Consider the following 25,497-nt stretch of genomic DNA (forward strand, 5'->3'; position numbering starts at 1 on the left):
TCTGGCATACAAGTCTGCGTTTAAGGGCAGGCCTGCAATGGGCAGGCGAAACAGGGCGCCAGCTCCCATCCTCCCCCCGGCCCTCCCGCAGGGGCGTTTCCGGGCCGAGAATGAAGCAGGGCCGCACAATATGGGATACGGCGGCAGAGCTGGTATAATTGCCCAGTGCCCCATTGGCTTTTACGAAGTGTTTCCGCCATCCGGAGCTGTAATACATGGTGCGGGTGAACCAGTCCGCCGGTTCCCCGTCCACACGGCAGATGCGCCGCTGGGCCGCCCCGGCCCCAGTGAAGAAAGCAAGGGCAGCGCCGTCCTTCGGACGTTTCTTCTATTTGTGGAGCCTGCGGCTCCACTTTTGCCCCTCCATTAGCTGTTTGGGTTTGATTTTACCGCTGATTATCACTAAAAGAAAGTGCCGGAATACACAAAAGGGACGGCACGGTCACCGCAAACAGCGGCGCAGGGATTGGTGGCGGTGGGTATAGTTCCACATATGGATGCCGAAAAAACAACTTGACTTCTCATCATCATGGGACAATCTCTCGTATAATGCCGTAATCTTCTTTGTTTTGTTCATAGCGAACTCCCTTCCGGCGGCTGGCTCGTTTGTGGTACGTCCATTGGGACGGCACCGCCTGCCAGGGTTTCTCGCTGAATCAAGCGCAGTATTTTGTCATTCATGGTTTCTGTGGCGGTATCGCTGAAATGGATACGCACCTTGTATGTTGTCGAGCCGATACGCCGGTATAAAGTAACAATATTATTCCTCAGATTATCTATAAGCATACCTCCTTCACTTGTATCAATTCCTAAAAGCGACAGATTTTGGGCTTTACCACAAACGAGTCATCCGCTACACTATATTGGGTGGAATCTCACTTCCACCTTTTATAGCGTATATATTTTGTACGATCCAACGGCAAAATCTTCGCCGCCTGCAGTGCGTTCACATTAGAGGCAGCGTCGCGCGGGGCGGCGCTGGAAAAATCCAGCTTCCCTGCGTTCGTACTTTAGGCAGAAGCTGAAAAAAAGCACCCGGGAAGCCTTCCCAGGTGCTTTGTATGCGTTTATCCCTGCCGGGATTTTGTCTGCCCAGTGGTTTTGGTGAGGAGGGCCAGCAGGGTGGCTTTTTCTTCCTCCTGCAGGCCGGCAGTAATTTCCTTGCCCCACTGGCCCAGATAGGAACGGATTTCCGGGGCCAGGGCCTTGCCTTTTTCGGTGAGGTACAGGTTATTCTGGCGACGGTCTGCCTGATCCGTTTCCCGGCGCAGATATCCTAAAAGCTCCAGCTTTTTTGTGTGGCGGGCCACATTGCATTTATTGATGTACATATGGTTGGCGATGCTGTCCTGGCTGGCGCCAGGATGCCGGTCTACGTGAAGCAAAATCATGTACATGGCCCCGGAAAAGCCATAGTCCCGCAGGCGCTCCCCCATAAACTTGCTGCGGCTGCGCTGCAAAAAGGTAAGGGCACGGCCGAATTCCCGGACAAATGTATCCTGGCGTGCCGTCCTTTTCCCTGCTTCGTCCATGCCACCCCTCCTCAGCACTTTATAAATTCATATGTACATTATAATCCCCCCGGGATGAAAAAGTCAAAGAATTTTCTGTAAAGATTTTGTGATGCAAAGCTAGGAAAGAAACGCCAGAGTCTGTCTTAAAACTCCGGAAAACTGTCTTTTTGTCCAGTGACAAACGGTTTCTGTGTTAAAAATCCTCGAAAGGCGACAGCCTTTCTTGCGGTTTTCGCCTTGAAACCGTCCGCCCTGAACAAAAATCCTGGCATTCCTCTGGTTTTAAAACAGACTCTAGTCGCTCACCAGCTCCTTGACAGACACCCTGCCAATGGATTTTATAACCGCGAACGTCCCCAAAAACATACAGCCCGGCAGCAAAACAAGGCAGAACACTATTCCAGCCGGGGAAATTGCAAAGGGGAAATCTGCCAGCCCCAGCAGCCGGGTATATGGGGACAGCAGGCCGGGGACAACCCACACTCCCAGCAGGATCCCCAGGCCGTTTCCTGCAAAAGCGGCCAGGCAGTTGCGCCCTGCATACACACGCAGAATCTGCCGCGGCGTCATCCCGATGACTTTTAGAGAACCTATCAGGCGCTGCTCGCGCCGGATGAGCAGGGAAGTCAGGCTGATTGTTATCAAGACTGTCACTGCCAGCAAAACAGTTACAACCGTGCCAACAGCCGGGGCCAGTATGCCGGAGATATTCTCCCCGTTGGATTTGGAGGGGATGAAGGAAAAGTCCCCGCCATACCGCTCAGCCAGTTCCTCCGCATATTCCCACTTGTCCACGCCGTTTTCCAGGACAAGCATATAATCCCCAAAGCCATCTTCATGCTCCATAAAACCGTCCAGATCTTCTGTGCCCATCCGGATTATGTTCCCAAAATTAGAGAGCGTTTGGAACACCCCTGTAATAACGAGTTTCCGTTTCTGGCCGCCTGCCACCAGTTCTATGCTTCCGCCGGGTTCCAGCCCGTATGCCTTTGCCAGCGCCAGGCCAACACCTGCTTCGCCCTCTCCCTGAGGCCGCCTGCCATAGAGGGAGCGGTCTTTTATGGCGTCCTTCCAGGGAAGCTGGTAAACCTCTACAGGAATGCTTTGCCAGGCATCCCCATTGCCGGGTTTATACTGGGCTGTCACCTTGTTCGCGCCGTAGGTGTAATCCACCTGGGGATCCTCCCGCAATTCCTCCACAATGCTGCTTACCGGCCTGCCTGCCTGTGATGTAACATATATGTCCGTCTTGATAAAGCCCCAAACCTCTGGTTCCTGGTCAATGTTCTGCACCGCATACAAACCGCCCAGGCAGATAACAGTTAAACACCCCAATATCAGGGATACGCCAGCCATAAATCCATACCGCAGCTTTTTCTCCCGCATCCCTCTGAAGGCATAGCACAGCGCAAAAGAGCGCCTGCCGCGATAGCGGGTGTTTCGCGCCTCCTTGCGGTTCTGCCCTTTTGCCTGCCATGCACCTGTCCGTACCGCAGAGGATGCATTCAGCCCCTGCACCTTAAAAACGGAGCAAAGGCAAACCGCCATGACGGCAGCCAGCACCAGAAGCCCCGCCAGGGCTGGAAACCGGCCTGTTCCCCCAAAGGAAACAGCGTATAGCCCCACATCCCTTAAAATTTTTGTGATGACCCCTTTGCTCAGCCAGCCGCCACAAAAGCTCCCCAGCGCGGCGCCTGTCAGGCCGATGACGCCGTAGCAGGCGGCATACATCCCTATAATCTGCCCTCCGGTTAAGCCCAGCGACTTATAAATGCCGATGTTCCGCACATCTTCTTCCATATCGCTTTGGATTAGAAACAGCGTCAGCGCAATAACCGTCCCAGCCAGGATAACGCTTACAAAGCATAGCAGCGTCCCGATCATCTGGTAAGGCCATGTATACCCGCTTTTAATGCGGTCGTAGGTGTACAGGGCATCCCCCAGCGGCACCTGGAAATACGCCTCCGCGTCCCGGATAAAAGCCTGTTCAGCCTGGGGGCTGTACGCCTGGAACTGAAGCTCCAGATAGCTTGCCGCGCTGTTCTCAGCCAGGGGGAACCCTGCCAACTGCCCGGGGCCGCACCACATGCGGTAAATATTTGTGCTGCCGCCGCCAAAAACGGGATCTGTTACAATGGCTGCCACGCGCACAGTCACAGCCTTGTCCGCAAATTGCAGCACCAGGCTGTCCCCCGCCGCCAGATGGAGGACATGGGCAATTTTTGTTGTCACCCAGACTTCCCCCCTGCCGGGGAATTTTAGTTTTCCACCGTCCAGGCTTTTAGGGGACAGCATATGGTCCTCTGCCTCCTGGGGAAGCTCTAACAGGATGCCGTTGCTCAGCCTGACACCCTCCCGCTCCAGGTAATCCACTGTTTTTGTGTTGCTTGTGATTTGATAAGCGCCCTCCTGCCAGGCATCCAGATATTGCCGGACTTTATCCACCGGGACAGCCTCCCGGCTCCACAGGCAGCACAACTGCGGCCCGTCCATTTCCCGGTAGGCCTCATCGAACAGCCCGTCCAGATCCATCACCATGGTAAGCGCGTTTCCCAGCAAGGCCGCTGTGAGAAGGATACAAACCCCCAGCAGCAGGTTCGGGAGCTTCCGCCTTTTCAGCTTTGCCAGCGCGCACATGAGAATCGTCCGCAACGTCACCACCCCCTCTGCTGGAGAAAGGCTGACAGCGCTTCCTCCCGGCCTTTGCCTTCCGGCAGCTTCAGTTCCCCTGCTGCGCGGCCGTCCTGGATGTACAGGATGCGCTTCCCCTTGGCAGCCACCTTTATATCATGGGTCACCAGGATAATGGTCTGCCCGTTTTCGTTCAGCTTCCCCAGCAATTCCATCACTGCCTCCGACTGGGCCGAGTTCAGGCTGCCGGTAGGCTCGTCACACAGCAGGAGCGGCGGTTTGTTAATCACTGCCCGCAGGATAGCGGCCCGCTGCTGCTGGCCGCCAGACAATTGGGAGGGGTATTTGCGGACGTGATCCCGCAGCCCAAACTGCCCGCACAGCTCCAGTATGGACTCTTTCCCAGCCTCTTTCCGCTTCTTCCGCAGCAGCACAGGCAGCAGAATATTTTCATAAACCGTAAGATCCGGCACCAGGCAATGCTGCTGGAAAACAATGCCGATATTTTCCCGCCGGAACACAGTTCGGGCAGGTTCGCCCATGCGGCTGAGTTCTGCCTGCCTGCCGTCCCGGGCATACTGTATGGTGCCGCTGTCAGCCTGGTCTATGCCGGCGATTAAGTGCAGCAGGCTTGTTTTCCCGGAGCCGGAGGCCCCCATAATGACAAGGAAATCCCCCTGGTCTGCCAGCAGATCCACCTGATCCACAGCCTTGCTCTCAACTGAACCTTCCCGGTATTTTTTCACCAAACCCTTCGCTTCCAATAACGTTCCCATTTTTTATTCCCCCTTTCTGAAATTCCCCCGCTCCAGCCTGAAAGACAGGATGACGTAAGCCGTTTTGAGAACAGCGGTATACAGCAGGGCCGGCAGCACCTGGGCCAGGCTTGGCCCTGCAATGCCTGGGCCGTCTGTGTAATTGAGCAGCGAAAACAACCCCAGCAGTGCCAGCAGGCTTCCCAGGGAAAGGGTTAAGGCCCCGGCGTATTTCACAGCCTGCTTGGCAAGGCCCAGTTCCTTTTCGGAAAGCCTTCTTCCCGGAAGGCACATTTTCCAGGCGTTCCGATAATCATGGAACCATCCGGTGATGGACAGGATGGCAAGTTTCAGCCCCAGCAGATAGAGCAGGGTGGGCAGGTCGATTAAATCCGTAACCCGCCCTGTCCGCAGGGAAAACAGGAATAGATACAGCAGAGCCGCGGCAACAAGCAAAACGCCGGCGGCTGTGCCAATAGTCCGGCTTCGCCCCCGCTTGTCAATTTCATTCAGCTCACCGACCAGATCCACCAGGTTGTGCTGGGCCTTCTGTGCGTATTCCTCAGGAGAAAGGCCGTCAGCTAAAAACGCCTCCCCTGCCAAAAGCTCGTTTATGTCTGTTTTCAGCACAGAGCTGAGTTCCGGGAGCATAGCGGCATCCGGCAGGCGGACGCCTGTTTCCCATTTAGATACAGTTTTGTCGGTCACATGCAGCGGCTCTGCCAACTGCTTCTGGGTCAGCCCCAGCTTCCTCCTTCGTTCTGCAATAAACCGGCCTATTTTTTCCTGATCCATTGTCTTTCCCTCCTTGCAGGCTGCGTTTACAGTATAGCGCGCTTGGCAGGCTCAGGCAATCCCCAAAGGGGAGAATTGCTCTCCAGGCGGGAGAATCTGTCTGTCATCTGTTCTTAAAGCTGGAAAGAACACGCCCTTTTTGCGCCCCTTTTGCCCAAAAGCCGCGGATGTTGCAAACTGTCACACGCATGCGACCCGCCGTCACGCATTTGCTGGTATAATTTCTACTAAACAGCAAGGTGGTACTGAACATGATATTTCTTTTCCCTTCCAGGCTCAAAGAGCTTCGCCAGTCCATGAATCTCCACCAGGAAGCGCTGGCCAGTTTGTTAAGCGTAGACAGAAGCACCATCTCCTCTTACGAAAGCGATATGCGGCAGCCTCCGTTAGGCACGCTTATGCGGATCGCAGACGTATTTGGCGTAAGTACAGATTATCTGCTGGGAAGGACAAAGCAGCTTTCCTTTGATGAATTTGACCTGGACGGGGAAGACATTGCGGCTCTCCGCAGGATGGCCTTCGCGCTTTCCGAAAAAAACAAGCGGATTCATCAGATGCAGGAACACTAAGGAGGTTATATAATGCCCCAGGATAACAGGGAACCATTCGGAAAGATGTATCAAAGCGCGGAAGATGGCGGGACGGTATTCATCCCGGCCAGGCCGAGGGCCGGCTTGGGCGATCAAGCCAGGATATTAAGGGTATGTGCTTATTGCCGCGTATCTACAGGCAACGACGAGCAGCTTTCTTCCTTTGAGCTCCAGCAGGCGCACTATAAGCAGCTAGCCAAGGACAAGCCTAACTGGGATTTAAAGCATATTTATGCAGACGCGGGCATTTCGGGCACTTCCCTGAAAAACCGCGACGCCTTCAACGCAATGATTGCCGCCTGCGAAAACGGGGAATATGATCTGATTGTGACAAAGCAGGTTTCCCGCTTTGCCAGGAACCTGGTAGACTGCATCTCCCTCATCCGGAAGCTCAAGAACCTTGAACCGCCTGTTGGCGTGCTTTTTGAAACAGACAACCTGAACACGCTGGACAAAGACTCAGAATTCATACTGGCCTTTCTCGCCTCTTTCGCACAGGAAGAATCGATTAAAAAGCGGGAAGCCATGATCTGGTCGCTGGCACAGCGCTTCAAAGACCGCAGGCTGCTGACGCCCCCCTTGCTTGGATATGACCGGCAAAGGGATGCTGCCGGCAGCTATATCAAATACGCCCCCCTGATAGTCAATGAAGCCGAGGCCAGGGTCGTCCGCTTTATTTTCGATGCGTATTTATACGGCTGGACGCAGGCAGATATCGCGGCCTTCCTGACAGGCATTGACTGCCGGACAAAAACCGGAAGCACGAAATGGAACAGCAGCTCCATCGGGTATATCCTTTCAAACGAACGCTATTGCGGGGATGTCCTGACCTGGAAAACCTTCACCTCAGACTTGTTCGAGCACAGGCGCAAAAAGAACAGGCAGGACATGGATCAATACTGCTATAAGGGGCAGCATGAAGCCATCATACCCCGGGAAAAGTTTGAGATGGTGCAGGCGCTCCTTCAAAACAGGAAACACCATATCCGGGGCGCCTTCCCCTGCCTTCACGTTATTGACGGCGGGGTATTCCGCGGCTTTGTCCCTATCAACCACCATTGGATCAATGAAGATCCAAGGCTTTACTATGATTCGTCCAACAGCGTGGATCAGAAGGCCGGGAAGATGCGGTTTGCGAAAAGTTCCTTCTCCGCGTTTGACCTGAAGGGCTACCAGGTGGTGCGGAACCAGTTTACGCAGGCCCGCTATGAAGGCCCGGCGGTGACAATATCCAACAACCGGATCACATTCAACCTGTTTTGCATGCGGAAATTTGCAGACGCGGGCTATGCCCAGCTGCTTTTGCACCCTTCGGAACGGAAGCTGGCCATAAGGCCCTGCCAGGAAAGCGCCATGCACAGCATCCCTTGGCGTTCCGGCGCGGCAAAATCCTTGTACGCTAAAACCTTGTGCTGCCGGCACTTTGGCGCCGCCCTCTTCCGCATTATGGAGTGGGATCCGGATTTCCTTTACAGGGTGCGCGGGACATGGATACAGCGCGGGGAGGAGCAGATTATCATTTATAATCTGGAACATGCCGTATCTGCCGTCCTCCTGCCGCAAATGCGCGAAGCCCCTGGCCGGGAAACGCGGGCGGAGTGCTTCCCGGAACCATGGGAGGACAGCTTTGGGGAGGAGTTTTACGACCACATTATGGGAAACGAAGCCTTTTACATGGCGCGGGGCACGGCCTGGCAGGCGGGCAGGCCCAGCGTCCTGGCTCCAGGGATTGGGCAGTATGTCCCGCAAACCGGCGGGGAGTTTCAGAAAATGATGGAAACATTGAGAAGAAAGGCGGCTTCCGGCGATGGCGGATAAGCAACTGGAGGATATTTTCTCAAAGGCAAAGCCCATTGAGGAAGGAACGGAAACGGTAGCAGACCTGGCTGGGTACCAGGTCACAAAGGCAGAGCTTTTTTCCCATACCCGCGAGCCTGCCATCACGATTTGGCCTGCCCGCATCCGGTTCAATATGGCCTGCCTGCGGCGGTTCCCCGGCATCACCCACATACAGATTTTGATACATCCGGGGCAAAAAAGGCTGATCATCCGCCCCTGCCTTCCGGATGCGCCGGACTCCCTGCGATGGGCCAAAGGGAGTGAGAAGGAACGCGCAAGCCGCGACATGCTGTGCAGGATATTCGCGGCAAAGGTTTTCGATCTGATGGGCTGGGACGGGGAATACCGCTATAAAGTGATGGGGAACCCGGCCGTCTATCAGAATGAAATGCTGTTCCTGTTCAAGCTGACAGATTTTGAATTATTTGCAGGCGGCAGCCAAAGGCATTCCTACCTTCCGGGGGAATGGAGGGATTATTTCGGGGTTCCGGCAGAACGCCATGAGGACAGCTATAAAATTGATTTGGCAGACGGCTATATTACAACAGAAAGCGTATAGGAGGGAAGGGTTTTGAAAAATACAACGAGAGGAGCGGTGCCAGGCGCACAAGGGCGGATATTGCCCGCCTTTATGCGCAAATTCCGTACCGCATGGCGATTGATATGCCCATGAATCCATTCAGCACCGAGGTAGAGGCAATTTCAATGGACGGCTTCCAGGTTGTCAGCGGGGAGTATTTCTCCCATTTCAACCGCTCTGTCACCCCTTCCTGCACGATTTGGAACGGCGGCATAACCTTTAACAAGGCATCGCTGACAGCGCTGAATAACTGCGAGCGGATACGCGTCGAGATAAACGCCCGGAAAATGTGCCTCCTGGCTGTCCCGGTCACCGCCAAAGACCGGGACGCCATCGTATGGAGGAAAAATGTGAAGGAATACGTGCCCAGGCGGATGGAATCCATCCGGTTTTCCTCCAGGATCTATGAAATGTGGGGCTGGGATCCGGATTTTACCTATCGGGCGCCGGGGCGCTTGGTAACAGTGGACAGCAAGGTGATGCTCCTCTATGATTTCAGCAGCCCGGAGCAGTGGGAGTCGAAAGGAAAAACGCGGTAAAATGAGCGGTATCCATATTTCTTTTTATTTAAAAGCAGGCCGCATCCATGTCTTTTCCCAGTCTCTCCGATGCCTGGGAAACCCCGGGCGGATATGCTTTTTGATTGCCCGGGACGGGCAGACCTTGATGATGCGGCCCCACAAAAGCAGGGACTTCATTTCCCATAAGGTTCCCCGGGAGGTATACGGGGGCGGGCGCCCCTTTGAAGTCTCCAGCCGCAGGCTGTGCCGGGTTTTGTCCGGCATCCATGGCTGGGACTGCAACTGTTCCTACCGCGCGCCCGGCAAAGCCGCAGAAGGTTCAAAGGAAATCTTGTTCTTTCTGGATAAAGCGGATATGCTTTGCGTATAGTTTTGCCCATCTTTGGCCTTTGCCGATGATGCGGAAGGGAAAACGCCTGTCTAAAAGAACAGTTTTTAATAGAATTTCGCGTAAGAAAAGCAGCGGAAAAGCCACCGGCAAGGTGTCCATTTCCGCTGCTTTTTCTCAATCCGCTCTGCTGCATACTGATACCGTATACCCGCCTGCCTGCCGTCTGGTAAGCCGCGAAAGAAAATGGCGCTTACTAATTTTTGCTCATCCTCGGACAATTCGAGTAAGCGCGGAGCGAAGCTTGTCCAACGTCTAAAAGTACATGCCCTTTCGGGCTTTCGATTTCACAAATTATCCATCTGCCGAAAGAAGGCGTTGCCCCAGGCACGCGACCATACACGCAAGCCGCAAATTTTGCGGCGGAAAAAACATCCCAGTCTCCCGCGTCTTGGGTGCAGCGTCACGCTGCCGTCATGCTGCTAGGGAAGCATGTGCAAAAATTCCTCCTCAGAGAGCACGGGGATTCCCATAGCCAGTGCCTTTTCCAGCTTGGATCCTGCTTCCTCCCCCGCCAGCACAAAGCTGGTTTTTTTCGACACAGAGCCTGTCACCCGGCCCCCTTCCCGTTCAATCAGGGCGGAGGCTTCTTTCCGGGAAAGGGTGGGCAGGGTGCCTGTAAGCACAAAGGCCTGCCCGGCAAGGGCGTTCCCGGCAGGGGCCTGGGCCTGGGCTTTCAGGTTCAGCCCCAGGCTTTCCAGCCGGGCCAGGAGGTTCCGGGTGCTTTCATGGGAGAAAAACTCCGCCACAGCCCGGGCCTTCACCTCCCCGAAGCCGTCTATGGCGCTCAGTTCTTCCTCCTGGGCCGCCAGGATGGCCTCCATGGAAGGGTATCTGCCGCAGAGCACCTGTGCGTTTTTCACGCCGATATGGGGGACGCCCAGGGCAAACACCAGCCTGTACAGATCGTTTTGCTTCGATTTCTCCAGCGCTGCCAGCAGGTTCTCCGCGCTCTTCTCCCCAAAGCGCTCCAGCTTCTCCAGCCGACCTGCCTCCAGGGTGTACAGATCCGCCGGGGAGGACACCAGCCCTTCCCCCACAAGCTGCTCTAAAAGGGCAGGACCCAGTCCGTCGATGTCCATGGCGTCCCGGCTGGCAAAGTGGATGAGGTTCCGCAGAAGCTGGGCCGGGCACTGGGGGTTTGTGCAGCGGACAGCCGCCTCCCCTTCTTCCCGGGACACCTGCTCCCCGCAGGAAGGGCACCTGTCCGGCAGCAGGAAGGGGACGCTTTCCGGGGGATTCTCCACCACAGACACCACCTCCGGGATAATCTCCCCGGCCTTGCGCATAATCACCCGGGAACCGATGCGGATATCCTTTTCCGCGATGAAATCCTGGTTGTGGAGGGTGGCCCGGCTGACAGTGGTGCCCGCCAGGGTTACAGGCTCGAAAACGCCTGTAGGGGTCAGCACCCCGGTGCGGCCCACATTCACCTCAATGTCTGTCAGGGTGGTTTCCTTTTCCTCGGGAGGGTATTTAAAGGCCTCTGCCCACCGGGGGAACCGGGCGGTGCTGCCCAGCTCCTCCCGCTGGGCAAAGCTGTCCACCTTGATAACCGCCCCGTCTATGGGGAAGGCAAGCTCCCCCCGCCTGTCCCCCAAATCCCCGATAAACCGGAGGATGTCCTCCATGTCTGTGGCTTTATGGAAAATGGGGCACACAGGAAAGCCCAAAGCCTCCAGCCGCTTGAGGGACTGCTCATGGCCTGAAAGGGTTTCCCCCTGTATCTGCTGGACATTAAAGACGAAAATGGACAGCCCCCGCCCGGCCGTCACCCGGGGATCCTTCTGCCGCAGGGATCCGGCGGCGGCGTTGCGAGGATTTTTAAAAAGCTTTTCCCCCAAAAGCTCCTGGCGCTGGCACAGCTTTTCAAAGTCCCCGTCCGAGAGGAACACCTCCCCCCGCACCTCCATAAAGGGCACAGGCTCTGTGAGGCGCTTGGGGATGCTTTGGATGGTGCGCAGGTTTTCCGTCACGTCCTCCCCTGTCACGCCGTCCCCCCGGGTGGACCCCCGGGTGAACACCCCGTCCACATATTCTAAGGCAACGGAAAGCCCGTCAAATTTCGGTTCCACCACATATTCCACCGGCCCTGCCGTTTCCCGCACCCGGCGGTCAAAATCCAGCAGCTCCTCCTGGGAGAAGGCGTCGTGGAGGCTTTCCAGCGGCACCTGGTGTACCACCGGGGCAAAAGTGTTGTACACCGCCCCGCCTATGCGGTTTGTAGGGGAATCCTCTGTCACAAGCTCGGGAAACGCTGCCTCCAAGTCCTCCAGCCGCCTAAACAGCCCGTCGTATGCAAAGTCGCTTATTTCCGGGTCGTCCTCTGTGTAATACTTCCGGCTGTGATAGCGTATTTCCTCCCGCAGCTTTTCGATCTCCCGCTGCGCGGCTTCCCTGTCCATGGGCTGTTCCCTCCTGTGCTTTTTGATTGATAAATTGATAATATAGAAGTGCTGGCTTATCCATCGGTTCCGGCAGGCTTCTTACCCTAAAAGTTTTCCCGCACAAAATTTTTTCATCCGCATACAATAGCGGGAATCAACATGCACAGCCTGGAAAAGGATCTCTTCAAGCTGTGCGGCTATTATGGAGGTGGCCTATGAGATGGAAAAGACGCCGCAGGCCCCCGGCCCGGCACAAAAGGGCCTTTGGGGCCGTAGGGCTGGCGCTGCTGCTGTGCGCCCTCTGGACACTGTGCTGGGAACGGGGCCTTGCCGCCCTGTCGCCAGAGCTTATTGAGGAAGCGGCCCGGGGCTATGTGCTGGAATGCCTAACGCAGGCGGTAGAGGAGGAAATGGCCGGGGAAGAAAGCCCTTACATACAGGTGGAACGGGACAGCAAAGGCCAGATTACCGCCGCCAGCGCCAATCCACATGCCCTGAACCAGCTAAAAGCCAGGGTGCTGGAACGGCTTTCCCAAAGCCTGAACGGGCGCAGGGAAATAAAGGTGCCCCTGGGCAGCCTGACAGGCATTAGGATCTTAAACGGCAGGGGCTTCTGCGTGCCGGTGCGCATGGCTTTTGAAGGCTCTGCCAACCTCCGCTTTGACACAGAGTTCGCCACCGCCGGGGTAAACCAGAGCCTGCACAGGATTACCATGACTGTAACCGCCTATGCCTATTCCCAATCCCGCCGCTTTGAAGCCAAGGTGGAGGAATCCACCTCCACTGTGCTGGCAGAAACCCTGGTGGTAGGCCCTGTGCCCTCCCTGGCCCTGGCAGGCGGCAAGGGAGGAGGTTAGGGCTTCTCCCCACTTTTCAGCCGCTCCACAAAGGCGGCGCTGGCGGCGTGGTAGGCAGACACATCCGGGTCTGCCAGGATGGTGCCCGCCGCCCCCCGGAGCGTCACATTCAAAGACTGGCACAGCTCCAGGTAAATCTGAGGATCCCACAGGTTCAGCCTGCTTTCGTCCGGCTGGAAGGCGGAAAGGGCCTTGCAGTCCCCCCAGGGGATGAGGGCCTTCTCGAAATCCTTTGCCCCCTGGGGCATGGCTGTGCCGTCTGTATACTGAAGCTTCCCGTCCATCTCCCCGGCAACCTCATGCAGGGCACCCTTGTCCTGGAGGAAAATCATGCACTCATCGCTTATCAGGCTCACCTGTAAATCCAGCAGCGATTCCTCCCGCTGGGCCTGGTCTGTGGTGCCGGGCACAAAGGTGTATGTCTGCAGCTTCACCATCACCCTGCCGTCCCCGTTGCGGTCATCGGCATAGGAGGCGAGCAGCTCCTCCAACTGTTTGCGCCCTGGCTCCGGCATGGTGTAGGAAGTGACCAGCCCTACAATGTAGTCAGGCCCGGACTGCAAAAACAGGGTATACAGCAGCACCCCCAGCACCAGCATCAGCGCCAGCGCGCCCATCATAAAGGACATGTTCCGGTTCATCCAGTTCTGGCGGCGCTTTTTAGGGGTGTCCGGGGTGTCGTCCCCCTCCCGTATCAGCCTTTCCGGATCGTCCAGGTATAAAAGCTCCTCCGGCAGGCTGGGGTCGTCATAATAGCTTTCTTCTTTCTGCTTTTTCTTCATGGGGATCTTTGCGCGGCAGAGGGATTCTGCCGCCCCTTTCTTGTATTTATCGGGAGAAAAACAGGGTAAAAAGCAAATTGTGAACAAACTGTTAAACGTAGTAAAACCCGGGCAAAAACAGTTGTTTTGAAAGAATTTGTTCCTGAATTGTCACCCATTTGTCATCACTGCAAGCCTTGGAAAAAACGCCGCCTCAGGCCTTGCCGGCTTTTTCAATGGCCTGCTTCAAATCTGCCAAAATGTCCTCCAGGTTTTCGATGCCCACGGAGAGGCGGATGAGGTCGGCAGGCACGCCGGCCTCCTGAAGCTGCTGGTCGGAAAGCTGGCGGTGGGTGGTGCTGGCGGGATGGAGCACGCAGGTGCGCAGGTCTGCCACATGGGTGACAACAGAGGCCAGCTCCAGGCTGTCCATAAATTTCTGGGCCGCTTCCCTGCCGCCCTTGATGCCAAAGGCCACCACGCCGCAGGATCCATGGGGCATATATTTCTGGGCAAGGGCATAATACGGATTGCCCGGCAGGCCGGGATGGTTCACCCAGGAAACGCGGGGATCAGACTGGAGGTATTCCGCCACCTTCTGGGCGTTCTGGCAGTGGCGCTCCATGCGCAGGGCCAGGGTTTCCAGGCCCAGGTTCAAAAGGAAGGCGTTCATGGGCGCGGCCTGGGCGCCCAGATCCCGCATCAGGTGGCAGCGGGCCTTGGCGATATAGGCGGCAGGGCCAAACTGCTTGGTGTACACCACTCCGTGGTAGGATTCATCCGGCTCTGTCAGGGCGGGGAATTTGCCGTTATCCCAATTAAACTTCCCGGAGTCCACAATCACGCCCCCCACCTGTACGGCGTGGCCGTCCATATACTTGGTGGTGGAGTGTACCACAATGTCGGCCCCAAACTCTATAGGCCGGCAGTTGATGGGGGTGGGGAAGGTGTTGTCCACAATCAGGGGCACGCCATGCTCATGGGCGGCCTGGGCGAACAGCTCCAGATCTGTGACCACCAAAGAGGGGTTGGAGAGGGTTTCCGCAAAGACGCAGCGGGTGTTCTCCCGCATGGCGGCCCGCAGCTCTTCCAGGGAAGCGGCGGGGGGCACAAAGGTAACCTCCACCCCCATTTCCTTGATGGTTTTGAAAAACAGGTTGAAGGTGCCGCCATAGATGGCGCTGGAGCAGACCATGTGCTGGCCCGCTGTGCAGATGTTCAGCACAGACAGCAGGGAGGCCGCCTGGCCGGAGGAGGTGATCATGGCCCCCACGCCGCCCTCCAGGGCCGCGATTTTCTGCTCCACGCAGTCGTTGGTGGGGTTGCCCAGACGTGTGTAAAAAAAGCCTTCTGCCTTTAAATCGAAAAGATCCCCCATTTCCTGGGAGCTTTCATAGGTGTAGGTGGTGCTCTGGACAATGGGCACCACCCGGGGCTGCCCGTTTCCCGGCTTATAGCCCGCGTGGATGCAAAGGGTGTCTCTCTGTAAATCTTTCATCTTTCTTCTTCCTTTCCTGATACAAAATGTATAACAAGGGGCGGGGCCGCCCCCTTGAAAACTGTTTGGGCTTATCCGAACCAAAGGGATTTCAGCCAGTTGGCAAGGCCGTCCGCCGCGAACACCACGCAGATGATAACCAGGATAAAGGCCAGGGCAGAAAGGGACTGCACTACCAGCCGCTTTTTGCTGGACATTTCCTCCCACTGGGGCGCGGGATCGTCCTCCTCCAGCTCCCGGCACAGGGCGGCGGAAAGCTCCCGGGCGGCGGGGAGATCCCGGAAGGGCACAAAAACGCTTTTGTCTGTGGGCATAATCTCGCTGTCATACAGGGGCACCGGCCTGCCCTTGGAAAAAGACTCCAGGCGGCAGTCTATATCGTGTTCCGCAAACAGGCTTTCCAGGCGGCCCGCCGTATACAAATCTGCCCGCTGGAGAAAAACGAAGTCCTCCTCCAGAGCCTCCCGGAGTTTGTTGCTTTTGCAGTTGGGGCAGCGGTGTTCATAGTCCTCGCAGACAGACTGGCAACGCTTGCAGTACAGCACCGGAATCCCTCCTTTTCAGGTTTTGCGTCCTTGACTATAATAAACCAAAAGGGCCGGTTTGTAAAGGCAATCTCACAATAAGGCAGGAGGAACCGCCTGAAAACTTTTCCGCCCAAGCCGCGTCCCGCCGAAGGGCGGCCTTGATTTATGGGGAAAAATATGAAATAATGGGAAGGAGAAAAAAGGGTTGAAAGGGGCATGGACATGCCAAGAAGAACGGTTGCCATTGAAAAAAACGACGGAGGGCAGCGGCTGGATAAATTCCTGTTAAAGGCTTATCCAAACCTGCCTCCGGCGGTGCTGTATAAATGCGTGCGGACAAAGGATGTGAAGCTGAACGGCAAACGGTGTCAGGCCGACCAGCGGCTGCGGGAGGGGGATGTGCTTACCCTGTACTGGCAGGAGGATTTTTTCCAGAAGGCGCCGGAAAGCCATGATTTCCTCAAGGCCCCCAAAGCCCTGTCCATTGTCTATGAGGACGAAAACCTTCTGCTGCTGGACAAAAAGCCGGGGCTTATCGTCCATCCGGACGAGCACTACCACTTCGATTCCCTCATTGCCCGGGTGCAGCACCTGCTTTACGACCGGGGGGAATATGACCCCCAGGCAGAGAACTCTTTTGCCCCGGCCCTTATCAACCGCATTGACCGGAACACCGGGGGCATCGTCATGGCGGCAAAAAACGCGGAAGCCCTGCGGGTGATGAACCAGAAGGTGAAAGACAGGGAGCTGGAAAAGAAATACCTGTGCGTGGTGTGCGGGCGCATGGAGGAAAAAGAGGGGCTGCTGACAGGATACCTCCAGAAGAACGAATCCCAGAACCGGGTGTATATCAGCAAAAAGCCTGTGCCCGGGGGCAAGTCTATCCGCACGAAATACCGGGTGCTGGAGGAGAGGCGGGACTTTTCCCTCCTGGAGGCAGAACTGCTTACAGGGCGCACCCACCAGATACGCGCCCACTTTGCCGCCATCGGGCACCCCCTGGCCGGGGACGGGAAGTATGGCAAAAACGCGGTGAACAAAAAGACAGGCTTTCCCTATCAGGCCCTGTATTCCTATAAGCTGGGGTTCCGCTTTACCACTCCCGCCGGGGCGCTGGATTACCTGAACGGCAGGGTGTTCACCGCGGGGGAGCCTTGGTTCCTCCGGGAATTCCGGCAGTTCCCCTAAAGAGGGCAGGCGGGTACAGCAGCCCGGCCCCAGCCGCATGCGCTTCGCGCAGGCGGGCCGCGCCTGGAAAAGGCGCAGGCCGCGGGGCTTCCGGGAAGCCCCGCGCTTGGGCCGCCCGGAAGCCAGCAGGGCCTTTGAAAAAGACGGCGCCGGCGTTTTTTGCCGCGCAACTGCCGGTTGCGGCATTTCCAAGCCCGCATGGTGGCCCGCAACCGGGAAAAATGCTATGCTGGGGACGCTATCCAAGCAGAAAGGCAGGCGAACAGGCAATGGAAAGAAACGTAATGGAAAACAACATGGCACTGGGGGAAAGGCTCCAGGCCCTGCGGAAGTCCCGGGGGCTTTCCCAGGAGCAGCTTGCGGAACAGGCAGGGGTGTCCCGGCAGGCGGTGAGCAAGTGGGAGCTGGGGGAATCGGTTCCGGAACTGGGCAAGGTGGTGGCCCTCAGCGAGTTTTTCGGCGTGACTACGGACTACCTTTTAAAAGGCAGCGAAACAAAGGCCGTCCCTAAAAGCGGCTGGGACCGGAAAAGCATCGGACAGGTGCAGTATGTGGTATCGGCAGGGCTTATGGCTATTGGGCTGCTGCTGGCCTTTAGGGGCTGGTATGACAGCCAGGAGGATTCCGTTATATGGAGCAGCATGATTATACAGGTGGCCGGGGTGGTTTGGTACTTCGCGGGTAAAATCGTCTCCCACCAGGAGGCCCCCTTTTTCATTAAAATGCTGGACTGGGCTTTGGGGCTGTTTATGCCCTGTTCCATGGCGACGGGGTACATCTTCTTCAGGCTGCTTACGCCGTACCCCCTGGATGTGGGCGTGCCCGCCACAGTGGTGTTCCTCTTCCTGTACGGGGCGGCGCTGCTGGCGGTGTACCGGATTTTAAAGAAAGCAGAGGCGCAGAAGCCTCCCGCAGATTAAGGGTTCCACCACCTATGAGGGAGAACTAAGAACCTGTATTCATAATCGAAACTGCTGGATGAGCGGGAATTTTGGGGGCAAGGAAATTTAACAAAGAGCGTCTCCCATAAGACCGCTTAGATGATGGCTGCAGGTTGTGAATACATTCTAAGGACTCAGCCCCTAAAGGGGCACCAGCGCATTACCTTCAAGGGCCGCTTTTGCAGCGGCTCTTTCATTTGCGGCCTATAAGGCTGTAAGAAAAGCCAGCGCCTTTAGGCGCTGGCCGGTAACCGGGGCTTTTAGCCCTTATGCCCCCCCTTTTTGCCGGGCGGTTTTGTTTTCTTAACTCTCCAAAAGCGCGTGCCCTATAGTAAACGCACTTGAAAATCGGGATGTACCGATTTTCAAACCAGGCGGCTTTACCGCCTGGTTCAAAAGAGGCATTCTGCCTCTTTTGGACTGCATTAACGATATCCTTCCAGCTCAAAGCACAGCGCGCACCGCTCCCCTATCCCAAAGGCTTCAAAATACCGCTCCTCCAGGGGGATCCATTTGTCCCGGAACTGGGAGAGCGCCTGGGAGCCATTGCGGGCTTCAATGCGGGCAAGCTGCTTTTGGGGGCTGACATGCAGGAACACCCGCAGGTGGTATGCGTCCCACAGGGCAGGATGGCAGCTATAGGAACCTTCTATAATGACGGCAGGGCCTGCCTCTATCCGGACAGGCGGGGAAAAGCTTTGGCTGTGGCAGTCATAGGGGCGGTAAACCGCATCCCGGCCTGCCTGGAGGGGGAGGAGCACTTCCTCTAAAAAGCGCTCCCTATCCACATTGCCTCCCGGTTCTGCCAGTCGGGCCTCCGTCCGCTGGGCTGGGCGCAGAAAGAAGTGATCCATATGCACAACGCCCCAGCCTGTCTCCTGGCGGAGCGCCTGGGCCAAGGTGGTTTTCCCGGCGGCGCAGCGGCCGTCTATGGCCACCAGGAAGGGAGACCCTGTCCGGGGTACCCCGGCGACTTTAGCGGAAGCGGCAGCCGCGTTAAGCTTCTGTATGTTCATGGGTCTTGTCCTTGTGCGCTTTAAAAGGCACCAGCCCGGTGCGGCCCAAAGCCAGCATGATGGTGGGGATTAAGATGAGCTGGGCCAGAATGCCGGGAATGGCGTTGATGAAGGCCCCTGCCAGGAACATCTGCAAGGTAAAGCCGTTTCCAAACACGCCCATTTGGATGGTCTGGACAATCCCCCAGACTACCCGGCCTGCCAGCATAGCCAGCACCAGGCTGCGGTAAAGCGCCAGCAGGCAGTGCCACTTGGAAAGGCTGTAAAGCAGGCCCGCGACCAAGCCGTAGGTCATCAGCTCAAAGGCCATGCCGGTTGCCATGGGGTAAAACGCCGGCGCGCCGAACAGCGCCGAGCGCAGCAGGGGCAGGACAAGCCCCACCACAGCGCCCTGCTGCCAGCCGCAAATCAGGCCGCAGAGCAGCACCGGGATATGCATGGGCAGGAGCATCTGGCCGATTTGGGGAATTTGCCCGGTGAAAAAGGGAAGCACCAGGCCAATCGCCAGAAACAGGGCGGGCAAGACAAGATTTTTTGAGATGGATTTCATAAAGGTCCCTCCTTCTTGATAATGGGGGGAGCGGTCAAACGCGCATGTTGCCATGTGCCCGGTCGGGCAGGGAATATGTACAAGGGTTTGCTGGGCGGATTTCAGAAGCTGCGCGGGGCGAACACACTCCGTAATGGTACGGGATGATTATAATACTTGGAGTGAGGTTTATGTCAAGCTTTATTTTCCAGCACAGCCCCCGTCTGCCGGGACAGCGGCAAGCTGGGCAGGGTTATATGATGAAACTTTTTTGAAAGGACATCCCCCAAACGTCTTTCCAGTTGCCATTTTTTGCCCAAGGTGCTATACTATAAATAAACGCCTTTGCGGGAGGAGTGTGCAGCTGTGGGGAAGATGTGCGGGAAAAGATGGCTGCCTTTTATGCTGGCAGCGTGCCTGCTGCTGGCGGCCCTGGCGGGCTGCGGCAACAGGGAAAAGGAGAAAGTGACGGTGGCCTTCTGGAGCGATCAGCTTACAGAGCGATATGGGCCGTATCTGCAGGAGTCCTTTCCGGAAGTGGACTTCGAGTTTTACGTGGCTACAAATTCCACAGACTTCTACCGCTTCAAGGAGGAAAACGGCAGCCTGCCGGATATCCTGACTGTCCGCCGCTTTTCCCTCAGCGACGTGGAGGGCTGGCGGGATTCCCTGATGGACCTCAGCGGGACGGAAATTGCCGCCTCCATCCACCAGTCCTACCTGCGCAGCTATACTTACAGCGACGGGGCGGTAAACTGGCTTCCCACCTGCGCGGAGGTAGACAGCATTGTGATAAACCAGCCCCTGCTGGAAAAGCACGGCCTTTCCGTTCCGGAAAACTATGAGGAGTTTGTGGCGGTGTGCAGGGCGCTGGAGAAAAAAGGGGTGCGGCCTTTCCTGTCCAATTACAGCGCGGACTTTACCTGCATGGAGCTGCTGCAGGGGCTTTCCGCTTCCCAGCTTACCTCCCAGGAGGGGCGGGAATGGCGGCAGCTTTATGAAAGCGGGCAGACAAGCAGGCTCAGCGAGGAGGTCTGGCTTCCTGTTTTCCAGCGCATGGAGGAGTTCCTGGACTACACCGGGGCTGTCCCGTCGGATGTGGGGCTGGAGCACCAGCAGGTGCTGGAGGCCTTCAGGAACGGGGAAGCGGCCATGATACGGGGAACAGGCAACGAGGAGGCTATCCGGGACAGCCAGGCCGGAGACGTTCTTTTGATGCCTTATTTCGGGGATACCCAGGAGGATAACTGGTATCTGACATATCCGGCCTTTCAGGTTGCCGCCAGCGCCCGGGCAGAGGAAAGCCCGGAGCGCAGGGCGCTGATTCTGGAAATCCTGGAAACTATGCTGAACGGGGAGGGGCAAAAGCACATTGCCGGCGGGCATAACATGATCCCCTACAGCAAATCGGTGGAGCTGCCGCTTTCAGAAGGGCTTTCCCATTTACAGCCCTACGCCGACAAGAACCGGCTGTATATCCGCCTTGCCTCTTCCGATATGTTTTCCATTTCCCAACAGGTGGTGCAGGGCATGATAAAGGGGGATTACCCCGACGCCCAGTCAGCCTTTGACGCCTTTAACCAGGCCATGTCCGCCCCAAAAGAGGAAAAACCTCCTGCCGCCCGCATTGAAACAGCCTACCCCTATGCTTTTAACCCCCAGGGGGGCAGCCCGGCGGCTTCGGCACTTTTCAATTCCCTGCGGGAAATCCTGGGGGCCGACCTGCTCATCGGGCAGGCCTCCAATGTGGCGGGAGACATAGCCGCTGGGGACTACACCCTGGAGGAGCTGGGATACCTGACCATGGGGGAATCCTCCCTGGGCATTTTTTCCTGCCGGCTTACAGGGGAGCAGCTATACCGGTATGTGGAATATCTGCTTACCACCCCGGGCAAGCGCGGCTCTGTGTGCAACGACTCCACCCTGTACGTCTCCAGCGGCTTTGAAATGGAGGTTAAGCGGGAGGGCAAAGGCTATGCCCTCCGGAAGCTTACCATACAGGGCAGGGAGCTGGAGGGGCATTACGATGAAGGGCAGGCCTTCGATAAGGGGCGCCTTTACGAGCTTTTCCTGGTAGGGGATGAAAATGAGATGCAGCGGGAAGCCCTGGCGGCCGCAGGCGTGGAGGAGTACCTCCAGGTGGAGACAACCTTCAAGCTGGCCATTGCAGGCTTTCTGGCAGAAGGCAGGCAGCTTTGCGCCCCTACAGACTATATCACCCTGGAATAAGGCTTTTCCAAGGCAACTACTAGAGCGTGTACACACAAAGCAATCACACGCATCTTTTCGGGTTATTTTATGGGCTTCTTGTGTTAGGAATCCTCGAAAGGCGACAGCCTTTCTTGCGGTTCCTGCCTTGAACCCCACTAAATCCCCTCGAAAATCTGCATATTCAACTTATGTGAACACGCTCTAGAATGAAAACAGAAAATAAGGAGCGGCGCGGGGTGCAGGAAAGGCTTTTTTGTGCGGCCCCGGCCCCATTATATATCAGGCAAACGCGTTTGAAGGAGGCGCCCTGTTTCCTTTGGACTGCGCTGCTTATCACAACTATGACAGAGGGAACGTGGCTGGTATGAAATGGATGAAAACAAAGCAGAATATAGTATTGCCGGCTGTGCTGGCGGCAGGCCTTATCCTGTTCCTGCTGGTAGGGGGCGGATATTTCAGCGGGTATTTGCAGGAACAGATTTTCAGGGAGCGCTCTACCCAGCTCAATGAAATTACGGATCAGGTGCGCATAAACCTGAACAACGCCCTGGACGCCCACTGGATTTATCTGACTGCGGCGGTAAACCTTCTGGAAGAAGGGGAATATGCCGCGGGGGATGAGGCGGTGGCAACCCTGGGCAAGCTGGAGGAGCTGCTGGAAACGGAGAGCTACAGCGCCATCCTGATGCTGGTGGACAGCCAGGGCAACTGCTATGACCGGGAGGGCAAGCATGGGGTTTGGTCAGACCTGGACCGCATTTCCACCGGGGAGGAACGGTATACCTTTATCTCTGACAGCTTCATCTATGAGGGCAGCTACTGGGCCTTTGTGGAAAAGCTGGATACGCCCCTGGAAACAGGGGAGGGAGGCCCGGCCTTTACCCATGCCGTCCTGCTTAAGGATGTCAACACCCTGGCCCAATACTATAGCAGCGCTGCCTATGGCAGCCAGAACGAGACATATATCCTGAAAAGCAACGGCACCAGGATGCACGACAAGGTATCAGACGGCAACACCATCCAGGCCTACAATGTGCTGACTGTGCTGGAGGGGATGGAGGGCCAGAAGATCCCGGATATCCGGGCTGCCCTGCAGGGGCAGGACGCCGTCAGCACCAATTTCATGATGGACGGCAAGGAATATTACTACTGCCTGACCTCCCTTTCGGCATATGACACCCTGCTGCTCTTTTTAATCCCGGCAGAGTTTGTGGCCTCCGGGACCGTGGAAATGGTGGGCATGGTGCTGCGCACGCTGCTTATCCTCATTGTGGTGCTGTTCATTATGCTGGCGCTGGCGGCTGTGTCTATGGCCCGGCAGCACAGCAGCGCCCGGCTGTTTAAGCGGGAGCAGGAAAACCTGCGCCGCCAGGAAGAAATGAACAGGCGGCTGGAGGAATCCAACACCATGCTGCAAAGGGCCAAGGAGTCGGCAGAGCAGGCCTTCCAGATTGCGGAGGAGGCAAACCGGGCCAAAAGCTCTTTCCTGTCCAACATGAGCCATGATATCCGCACGCCTATGAACGCTATAGTGGGCTTTGCCGCCCTCCTGGCCCGGGATGCGGGAAACCCGGAAAAGGTGCTGGAATACACCAAGAAAATCACTGCCTCCAGCCAGCATTTGCTGGGGCTGATTAACGATATCCTGGACATCAGCAAGATAGAGGCCGGCAAGACCACCCTGAACCTTTCAGATGAAAGCGTGGTGGATCTGATTGAGAATATTGACTCCATTATCCGGCCCCAGATGAAGGCCAAGGGCCACACCTTTGAGGTGTACAGCCGGGAGTTAAAGCATGAACGGGTGGTTATGGATAAGCTGCGGCTGAACCAGATTCTTCTGAACCTTCTGTCAAACGCGGTGAAATACACCCCGGACGGCGGGCACGTCACCCTTACTGTGCAGGAGCTGCCCCAGCTTGCCAAGCACCTGGCCCATTACAGGTTTATTGTGGCAGACAATGGCTACGGCATGAGCGAGGAATACCAGCAGAAAATTTTCCACGCCTTCACCCGGGAGGAGGACAGCGTTACCAATAAAATCCAGGGTACAGGCCTGGGCATGGCTATCACCAAGAACCTGCTGGATCTGATGGGCGGTAAAATTTCAGTGGAAAGCCAGAAGGGGAAAGGCTCCACCTTTACGGTAGATTTGGAACTGCACATCAGCGAGCAGGCCATGGACCGGGATTTCTGGCAGAAGCACAACATTACCCGGCTGCTGGCAGCAGACGACGAGGAGGTTATCTGCCAGAATATCCAGATGACCATGGAGGGCACCGGCGTGGCGGTGTCCTATGCCCTGGACGGGCGCAGCGCCCTGGAGCAGGTAAAGCAGGCGGAGGAAGCGGGAGAACCATTCCACATTGTGCTGCTGGACTGGAAGATGCCCGGCATGGACGGCGTGGAAACAGCCCAGCGCATCTGCCAGGAGACAGCGCAGCCCCCTATCCTGCTGCTTACCAGCTCCGACTGGCCTGAGATAGAGGAGGAAGGCCGGGCTGCCGGGATAGACGCCTTCCTGCCCAAACCCTTCTTCCTTACCAGCTTTCGCCAAAAGGTGGAAGGGGTGCTGGGAAAAGGAGGCACAGAACCCGCCCCGGCAGAGCCTGAAGGGAAGGGAATCCTGGAGGGAATGCACATCCTGGTGGCGGAGGACAATGAAATCAACGCGGAGATACTGAGTGAGCTGCTGGATATGGCGGGGGCCTCCTGCCATATCTGCGAAAACGGCCAATTGGTGGCAGAGGCATTTGCCGCCTCTGCCCCGGGCCAGTACCAGCTAATCCTGATGGACGTACAGATGCCGATTTTAAACGGCTATGATGCCACCCGGAAAATCCGGGGCATGAGCCATCCCCTGGCGGTGCGCATCCCCATTATCGCCATGACGGCAAACGCCTTTGCCGAGGACATCCGGGACGCCCTGGAGGCCGGCATGAATGCCCATGTGGCAAAGCCCATTGACATGGGCGTATTGGAACAGACTGTCCGGGCTGTGCTGGAGGCCCAGGAAAAATAAAGGAACCGGGAGGCCCTTTGCTGGGGGCCTCCCGGTTTTTTGACGGCCTGGCTTGGGAAAAATTCCCAAGCCAGGCAGCTTTGCCGCGCTCACTATATTTTCGCGTCAACCTCTTTCAGGAAGTCAATGCAGCGCTTAACCTCCTCCAGGCCGGTAGGCTCCAGCCCTTCGCTTTCCACCACCATCTCCATGCCAAGGGCAATGGCGGTTTCCCGCACCTGGAGCACAGGGGCTTTGCCCAGCCCCAGGGACTTGCCTTCATGGCCGCCGATGCCGTCCTTGAGATGGATGACGCTGATGCGATCCTTGTGCTCTTTGAGGAAGGCCACGGGATCCTTATCAGCAGCAAAGACCCAGTATGTATCCACCTCCAGGTTAATGCTTGTGCGGCTGAGGATTTCCTCCTCAGGGATAAGGCCGTCCTCGTTGGGCTTGAACTCGTGGTCGTGGTTGTGGTAATGGAGGGTGATGCCTTCCTTTGCCAGCCGGGGCTGCAAAACGTTTACCCGGTCAATAAAGGCGTCTACCGCCGCCTTATTCTCCAGCTTCTCAAAGGGGATGATAATGTTTTCGCAGCCGATTGCCTTGTGGTATGCAATGGTTTCTTCCAGCACGTCATCCGTAAGCCCGGCAAGGCCCGTGTGGGTGCCGCTTACACGCAGTCCATACTGGTCAAGCCAGGCCTTAATCTGTTCTGCCGGATGGCCCATAAACCCGGCAAACTCCACTGCGGCATAGCCCATAGCCGCCACTTCCCGCAGGGCGCCTTCCATATCCTCCTTGGTAATGTCCCGGACGCTGAACATCTGCAAGCCATATTTCATAGTTATGTACGCTCCTCATCATAAAATTTGGTACTCCTTAATCATACGGCGCAAACTGGAAAAAGTCAAGCACCCGGAAACCTTTTAACAGGCTGAAACAGGATTTCTTTTTAAAAGCCTGGA

At 56.6% G+C, this 25,497-nt stretch carries 24 protein-coding genes; 10 read left to right on the forward strand and 14 right to left on the reverse strand.

Features of this window, described 5'->3' with window-relative positions; translation table 11 throughout:
* From D1841_RS10095 to D1841_RS10120, 7 genes are all read right to left on the reverse strand, one after another.
* The coding region (locus D1841_RS10095; RefSeq protein ID WP_166554256.1) for a hypothetical protein at positions 1 to 253 on the reverse strand (253 nt) is incomplete at its 3' end.
* Positions 254 to 442: 189 nt separating this feature from the next.
* Positions 443 to 577: a hypothetical protein gene (locus tag D1841_RS19500; RefSeq protein WP_256376676.1), complete on the reverse strand. Its 135-nt coding sequence runs from the start codon at positions 575 to 577 to the stop codon at positions 443 to 445.
* Positions 574 to 786, reverse strand: coding sequence for a transposon-encoded TnpW family protein (locus tag D1841_RS10100; protein WP_160642892.1), 213 nt, complete (start codon positions 784 to 786; stop codon positions 574 to 576). Before D1841_RS10100 ends, D1841_RS19500 begins: the two co-directional genes overlap by 4 nt.
* A 281-nt stretch (positions 787 to 1,067) precedes the next feature.
* Positions 1,068 to 1,532: a MarR family winged helix-turn-helix transcriptional regulator gene (locus D1841_RS10105; RefSeq protein ID WP_160642893.1), complete on the reverse strand. Its 465-nt coding sequence runs from the start codon at positions 1,530 to 1,532 to the stop codon at positions 1,068 to 1,070.
* 276 nt (positions 1,533 to 1,808) lie between these two features.
* Positions 1,809 to 4,172: an FtsX-like permease family protein gene (locus D1841_RS10110; RefSeq protein WP_347563976.1), complete on the reverse strand. Its 2,364-nt coding sequence runs from the start codon at positions 4,170 to 4,172 to the stop codon at positions 1,809 to 1,811.
* A complete protein-coding gene (locus D1841_RS10115) occupies positions 4,169 to 4,921 on the reverse strand; it encodes an ABC transporter ATP-binding protein (RefSeq protein ID WP_160642894.1) in 753 nt (250 codons plus the stop codon). The genes D1841_RS10110 and D1841_RS10115 overlap by 4 nt, the downstream gene beginning before the upstream one ends.
* A gap of 3 nt (positions 4,922 to 4,924) precedes the next feature.
* Positions 4,925 to 5,695, reverse strand: coding sequence for a helix-turn-helix domain-containing protein (locus tag D1841_RS10120; protein WP_160642895.1), 771 nt, complete (start codon positions 5,693 to 5,695; stop codon positions 4,925 to 4,927).
* A 251-nt stretch (positions 5,696 to 5,946) separates the two neighbouring features.
* Between D1841_RS10120 and D1841_RS10125 the strand changes: the two genes are divergently transcribed.
* The 5 genes from D1841_RS10125 (at position 5,947) to D1841_RS10145 (ending at position 9,595) form a co-directional block, all read left to right on the forward strand.
* Positions 5,947 to 6,264, forward strand: a complete 318-nt coding sequence (locus D1841_RS10125) for a helix-turn-helix domain-containing protein (RefSeq protein WP_160642896.1) — start codon at positions 5,947 to 5,949, stop codon at positions 6,262 to 6,264.
* Positions 6,265 to 6,276: 12 nt separating this feature from the next.
* The gene (locus tag D1841_RS10130) at positions 6,277 to 8,103 is read left to right on the forward strand and encodes a recombinase family protein (protein WP_160642897.1); all 1,827 of its coding nucleotides are present in this window, start codon (positions 6,277 to 6,279) and stop codon (positions 8,101 to 8,103) included.
* On the forward strand, positions 8,093 to 8,683 hold the full coding sequence (locus D1841_RS10135; protein ID WP_160642898.1) for a hypothetical protein: 591 nt from the start codon (positions 8,093 to 8,095) through the stop codon (positions 8,681 to 8,683). The genes D1841_RS10130 and D1841_RS10135 overlap by 11 nt, the downstream gene beginning before the upstream one ends.
* 110 nt (positions 8,684 to 8,793) lie before the next feature.
* Entirely contained in the window at positions 8,794 to 9,243 is a 450-nt protein-coding gene (locus tag D1841_RS10140; RefSeq protein ID WP_166554257.1) for a hypothetical protein, read from the forward strand.
* A 1-nt stretch (position 9,244) separates the two neighbouring features.
* Positions 9,245 to 9,595: a hypothetical protein gene (locus tag D1841_RS10145; protein WP_160642900.1), complete on the forward strand. Its 351-nt coding sequence runs from the start codon at positions 9,245 to 9,247 to the stop codon at positions 9,593 to 9,595.
* A 440-nt stretch (positions 9,596 to 10,035) separates the two neighbouring features.
* Here the strand turns inward: D1841_RS10145 and ligA are convergent, their stop codons facing one another.
* Complete coding sequence (gene ligA, locus D1841_RS10150; RefSeq protein ID WP_160642901.1) at positions 10,036 to 12,018, reverse strand: NAD-dependent DNA ligase LigA; 1,983 nt, start codon at positions 12,016 to 12,018, stop codon at positions 10,036 to 10,038.
* A 197-nt stretch (positions 12,019 to 12,215) separates the two neighbouring features.
* Here ligA and D1841_RS10155 point away from each other — a divergent pair, with 197 nt between their 5' ends.
* Complete coding sequence (locus tag D1841_RS10155; RefSeq protein ID WP_160642902.1) at positions 12,216 to 12,857, forward strand: sporulation protein YunB; 642 nt, start codon at positions 12,216 to 12,218, stop codon at positions 12,855 to 12,857.
* Here D1841_RS10155 and D1841_RS10160 read toward each other — a convergent pair.
* The 3 genes from D1841_RS10160 to D1841_RS10170 all read right to left on the reverse strand — a co-directional run bounded on the left by D1841_RS10160 (position 12,854) and on the right by D1841_RS10170 (position 15,661).
* On the reverse strand, positions 12,854 to 13,639 hold the full coding sequence (locus D1841_RS10160) for a hypothetical protein (RefSeq protein WP_160642903.1): 786 nt from the start codon (positions 13,637 to 13,639) through the stop codon (positions 12,854 to 12,856). The genes D1841_RS10155 and D1841_RS10160 overlap by 4 nt on opposite strands.
* Before the next feature lie 193 nt (positions 13,640 to 13,832).
* Positions 13,833 to 15,116 (reverse strand): O-acetylhomoserine aminocarboxypropyltransferase/cysteine synthase family protein, encoded by a 1,284-nt coding sequence (locus tag D1841_RS10165; RefSeq protein ID WP_160642904.1) that lies wholly within the window; start codon positions 15,114 to 15,116, stop codon positions 13,833 to 13,835.
* Between the two features lie 71 nt (positions 15,117 to 15,187).
* Complete coding sequence (locus D1841_RS10170) at positions 15,188 to 15,661, reverse strand: hypothetical protein (RefSeq protein WP_160642905.1); 474 nt, start codon at positions 15,659 to 15,661, stop codon at positions 15,188 to 15,190.
* A 204-nt stretch (positions 15,662 to 15,865) separates the two neighbouring features.
* Between D1841_RS10170 and D1841_RS10175 the strand changes: the two genes are divergently transcribed.
* Complete coding sequence (locus D1841_RS10175; protein ID WP_160642906.1) at positions 15,866 to 16,831, forward strand: RluA family pseudouridine synthase; 966 nt, start codon at positions 15,866 to 15,868, stop codon at positions 16,829 to 16,831.
* Positions 16,832 to 17,100: 269 nt separating this feature from the next.
* A complete protein-coding gene (locus D1841_RS10180; protein ID WP_160642907.1) occupies positions 17,101 to 17,751 on the forward strand; it encodes a helix-turn-helix domain-containing protein in 651 nt (216 codons plus the stop codon).
* A gap of 446 nt (positions 17,752 to 18,197) precedes the next feature.
* On the opposite strand, the gene D1841_RS10185 is transcribed toward D1841_RS10180, so the two are convergent.
* On the reverse strand, positions 18,198 to 18,788 hold the full coding sequence (locus D1841_RS10185) for a uridine kinase (protein ID WP_160642908.1): 591 nt from the start codon (positions 18,786 to 18,788) through the stop codon (positions 18,198 to 18,200).
* Positions 18,769 to 19,338, reverse strand: a complete 570-nt coding sequence (locus tag D1841_RS10190) for an ECF transporter S component (RefSeq protein WP_160642909.1) — start codon at positions 19,336 to 19,338, stop codon at positions 18,769 to 18,771. Before D1841_RS10190 ends, D1841_RS10185 begins: the two co-directional genes overlap by 20 nt.
* Positions 19,339 to 19,692: 354 nt before the next feature.
* Here D1841_RS10190 and D1841_RS10195 point away from each other — a divergent pair, with 354 nt between their 5' ends.
* Together D1841_RS10195 and D1841_RS10200 are read left to right on the forward strand one after the other, a co-directional pair.
* Entirely contained in the window at positions 19,693 to 21,546 is a 1,854-nt protein-coding gene (locus D1841_RS10195; RefSeq protein WP_237076275.1) for an ABC transporter substrate-binding protein, read from the forward strand.
* A gap of 346 nt (positions 21,547 to 21,892) precedes the next feature.
* The gene (locus tag D1841_RS10200; RefSeq protein ID WP_160642912.1) at positions 21,893 to 24,550 is read left to right on the forward strand and encodes a hybrid sensor histidine kinase/response regulator; all 2,658 of its coding nucleotides are present in this window, start codon (positions 21,893 to 21,895) and stop codon (positions 24,548 to 24,550) included.
* A gap of 92 nt (positions 24,551 to 24,642) precedes the next feature.
* Here D1841_RS10200 and D1841_RS10205 read toward each other — a convergent pair whose 3' ends face one another.
* Positions 24,643 to 25,374, reverse strand: a complete 732-nt coding sequence (locus tag D1841_RS10205) for a sugar phosphate isomerase/epimerase (protein WP_160642913.1) — start codon at positions 25,372 to 25,374, stop codon at positions 24,643 to 24,645.
* Positions 25,375 to 25,497 lie beyond the last annotated feature (123 nt).

Source organism: Neglectibacter sp. X4, assembly GCF_009917365.1.
Taxonomy (GTDB): Bacteria; Bacillota; Clostridia; order Oscillospirales; family Acutalibacteraceae; genus Acutalibacter.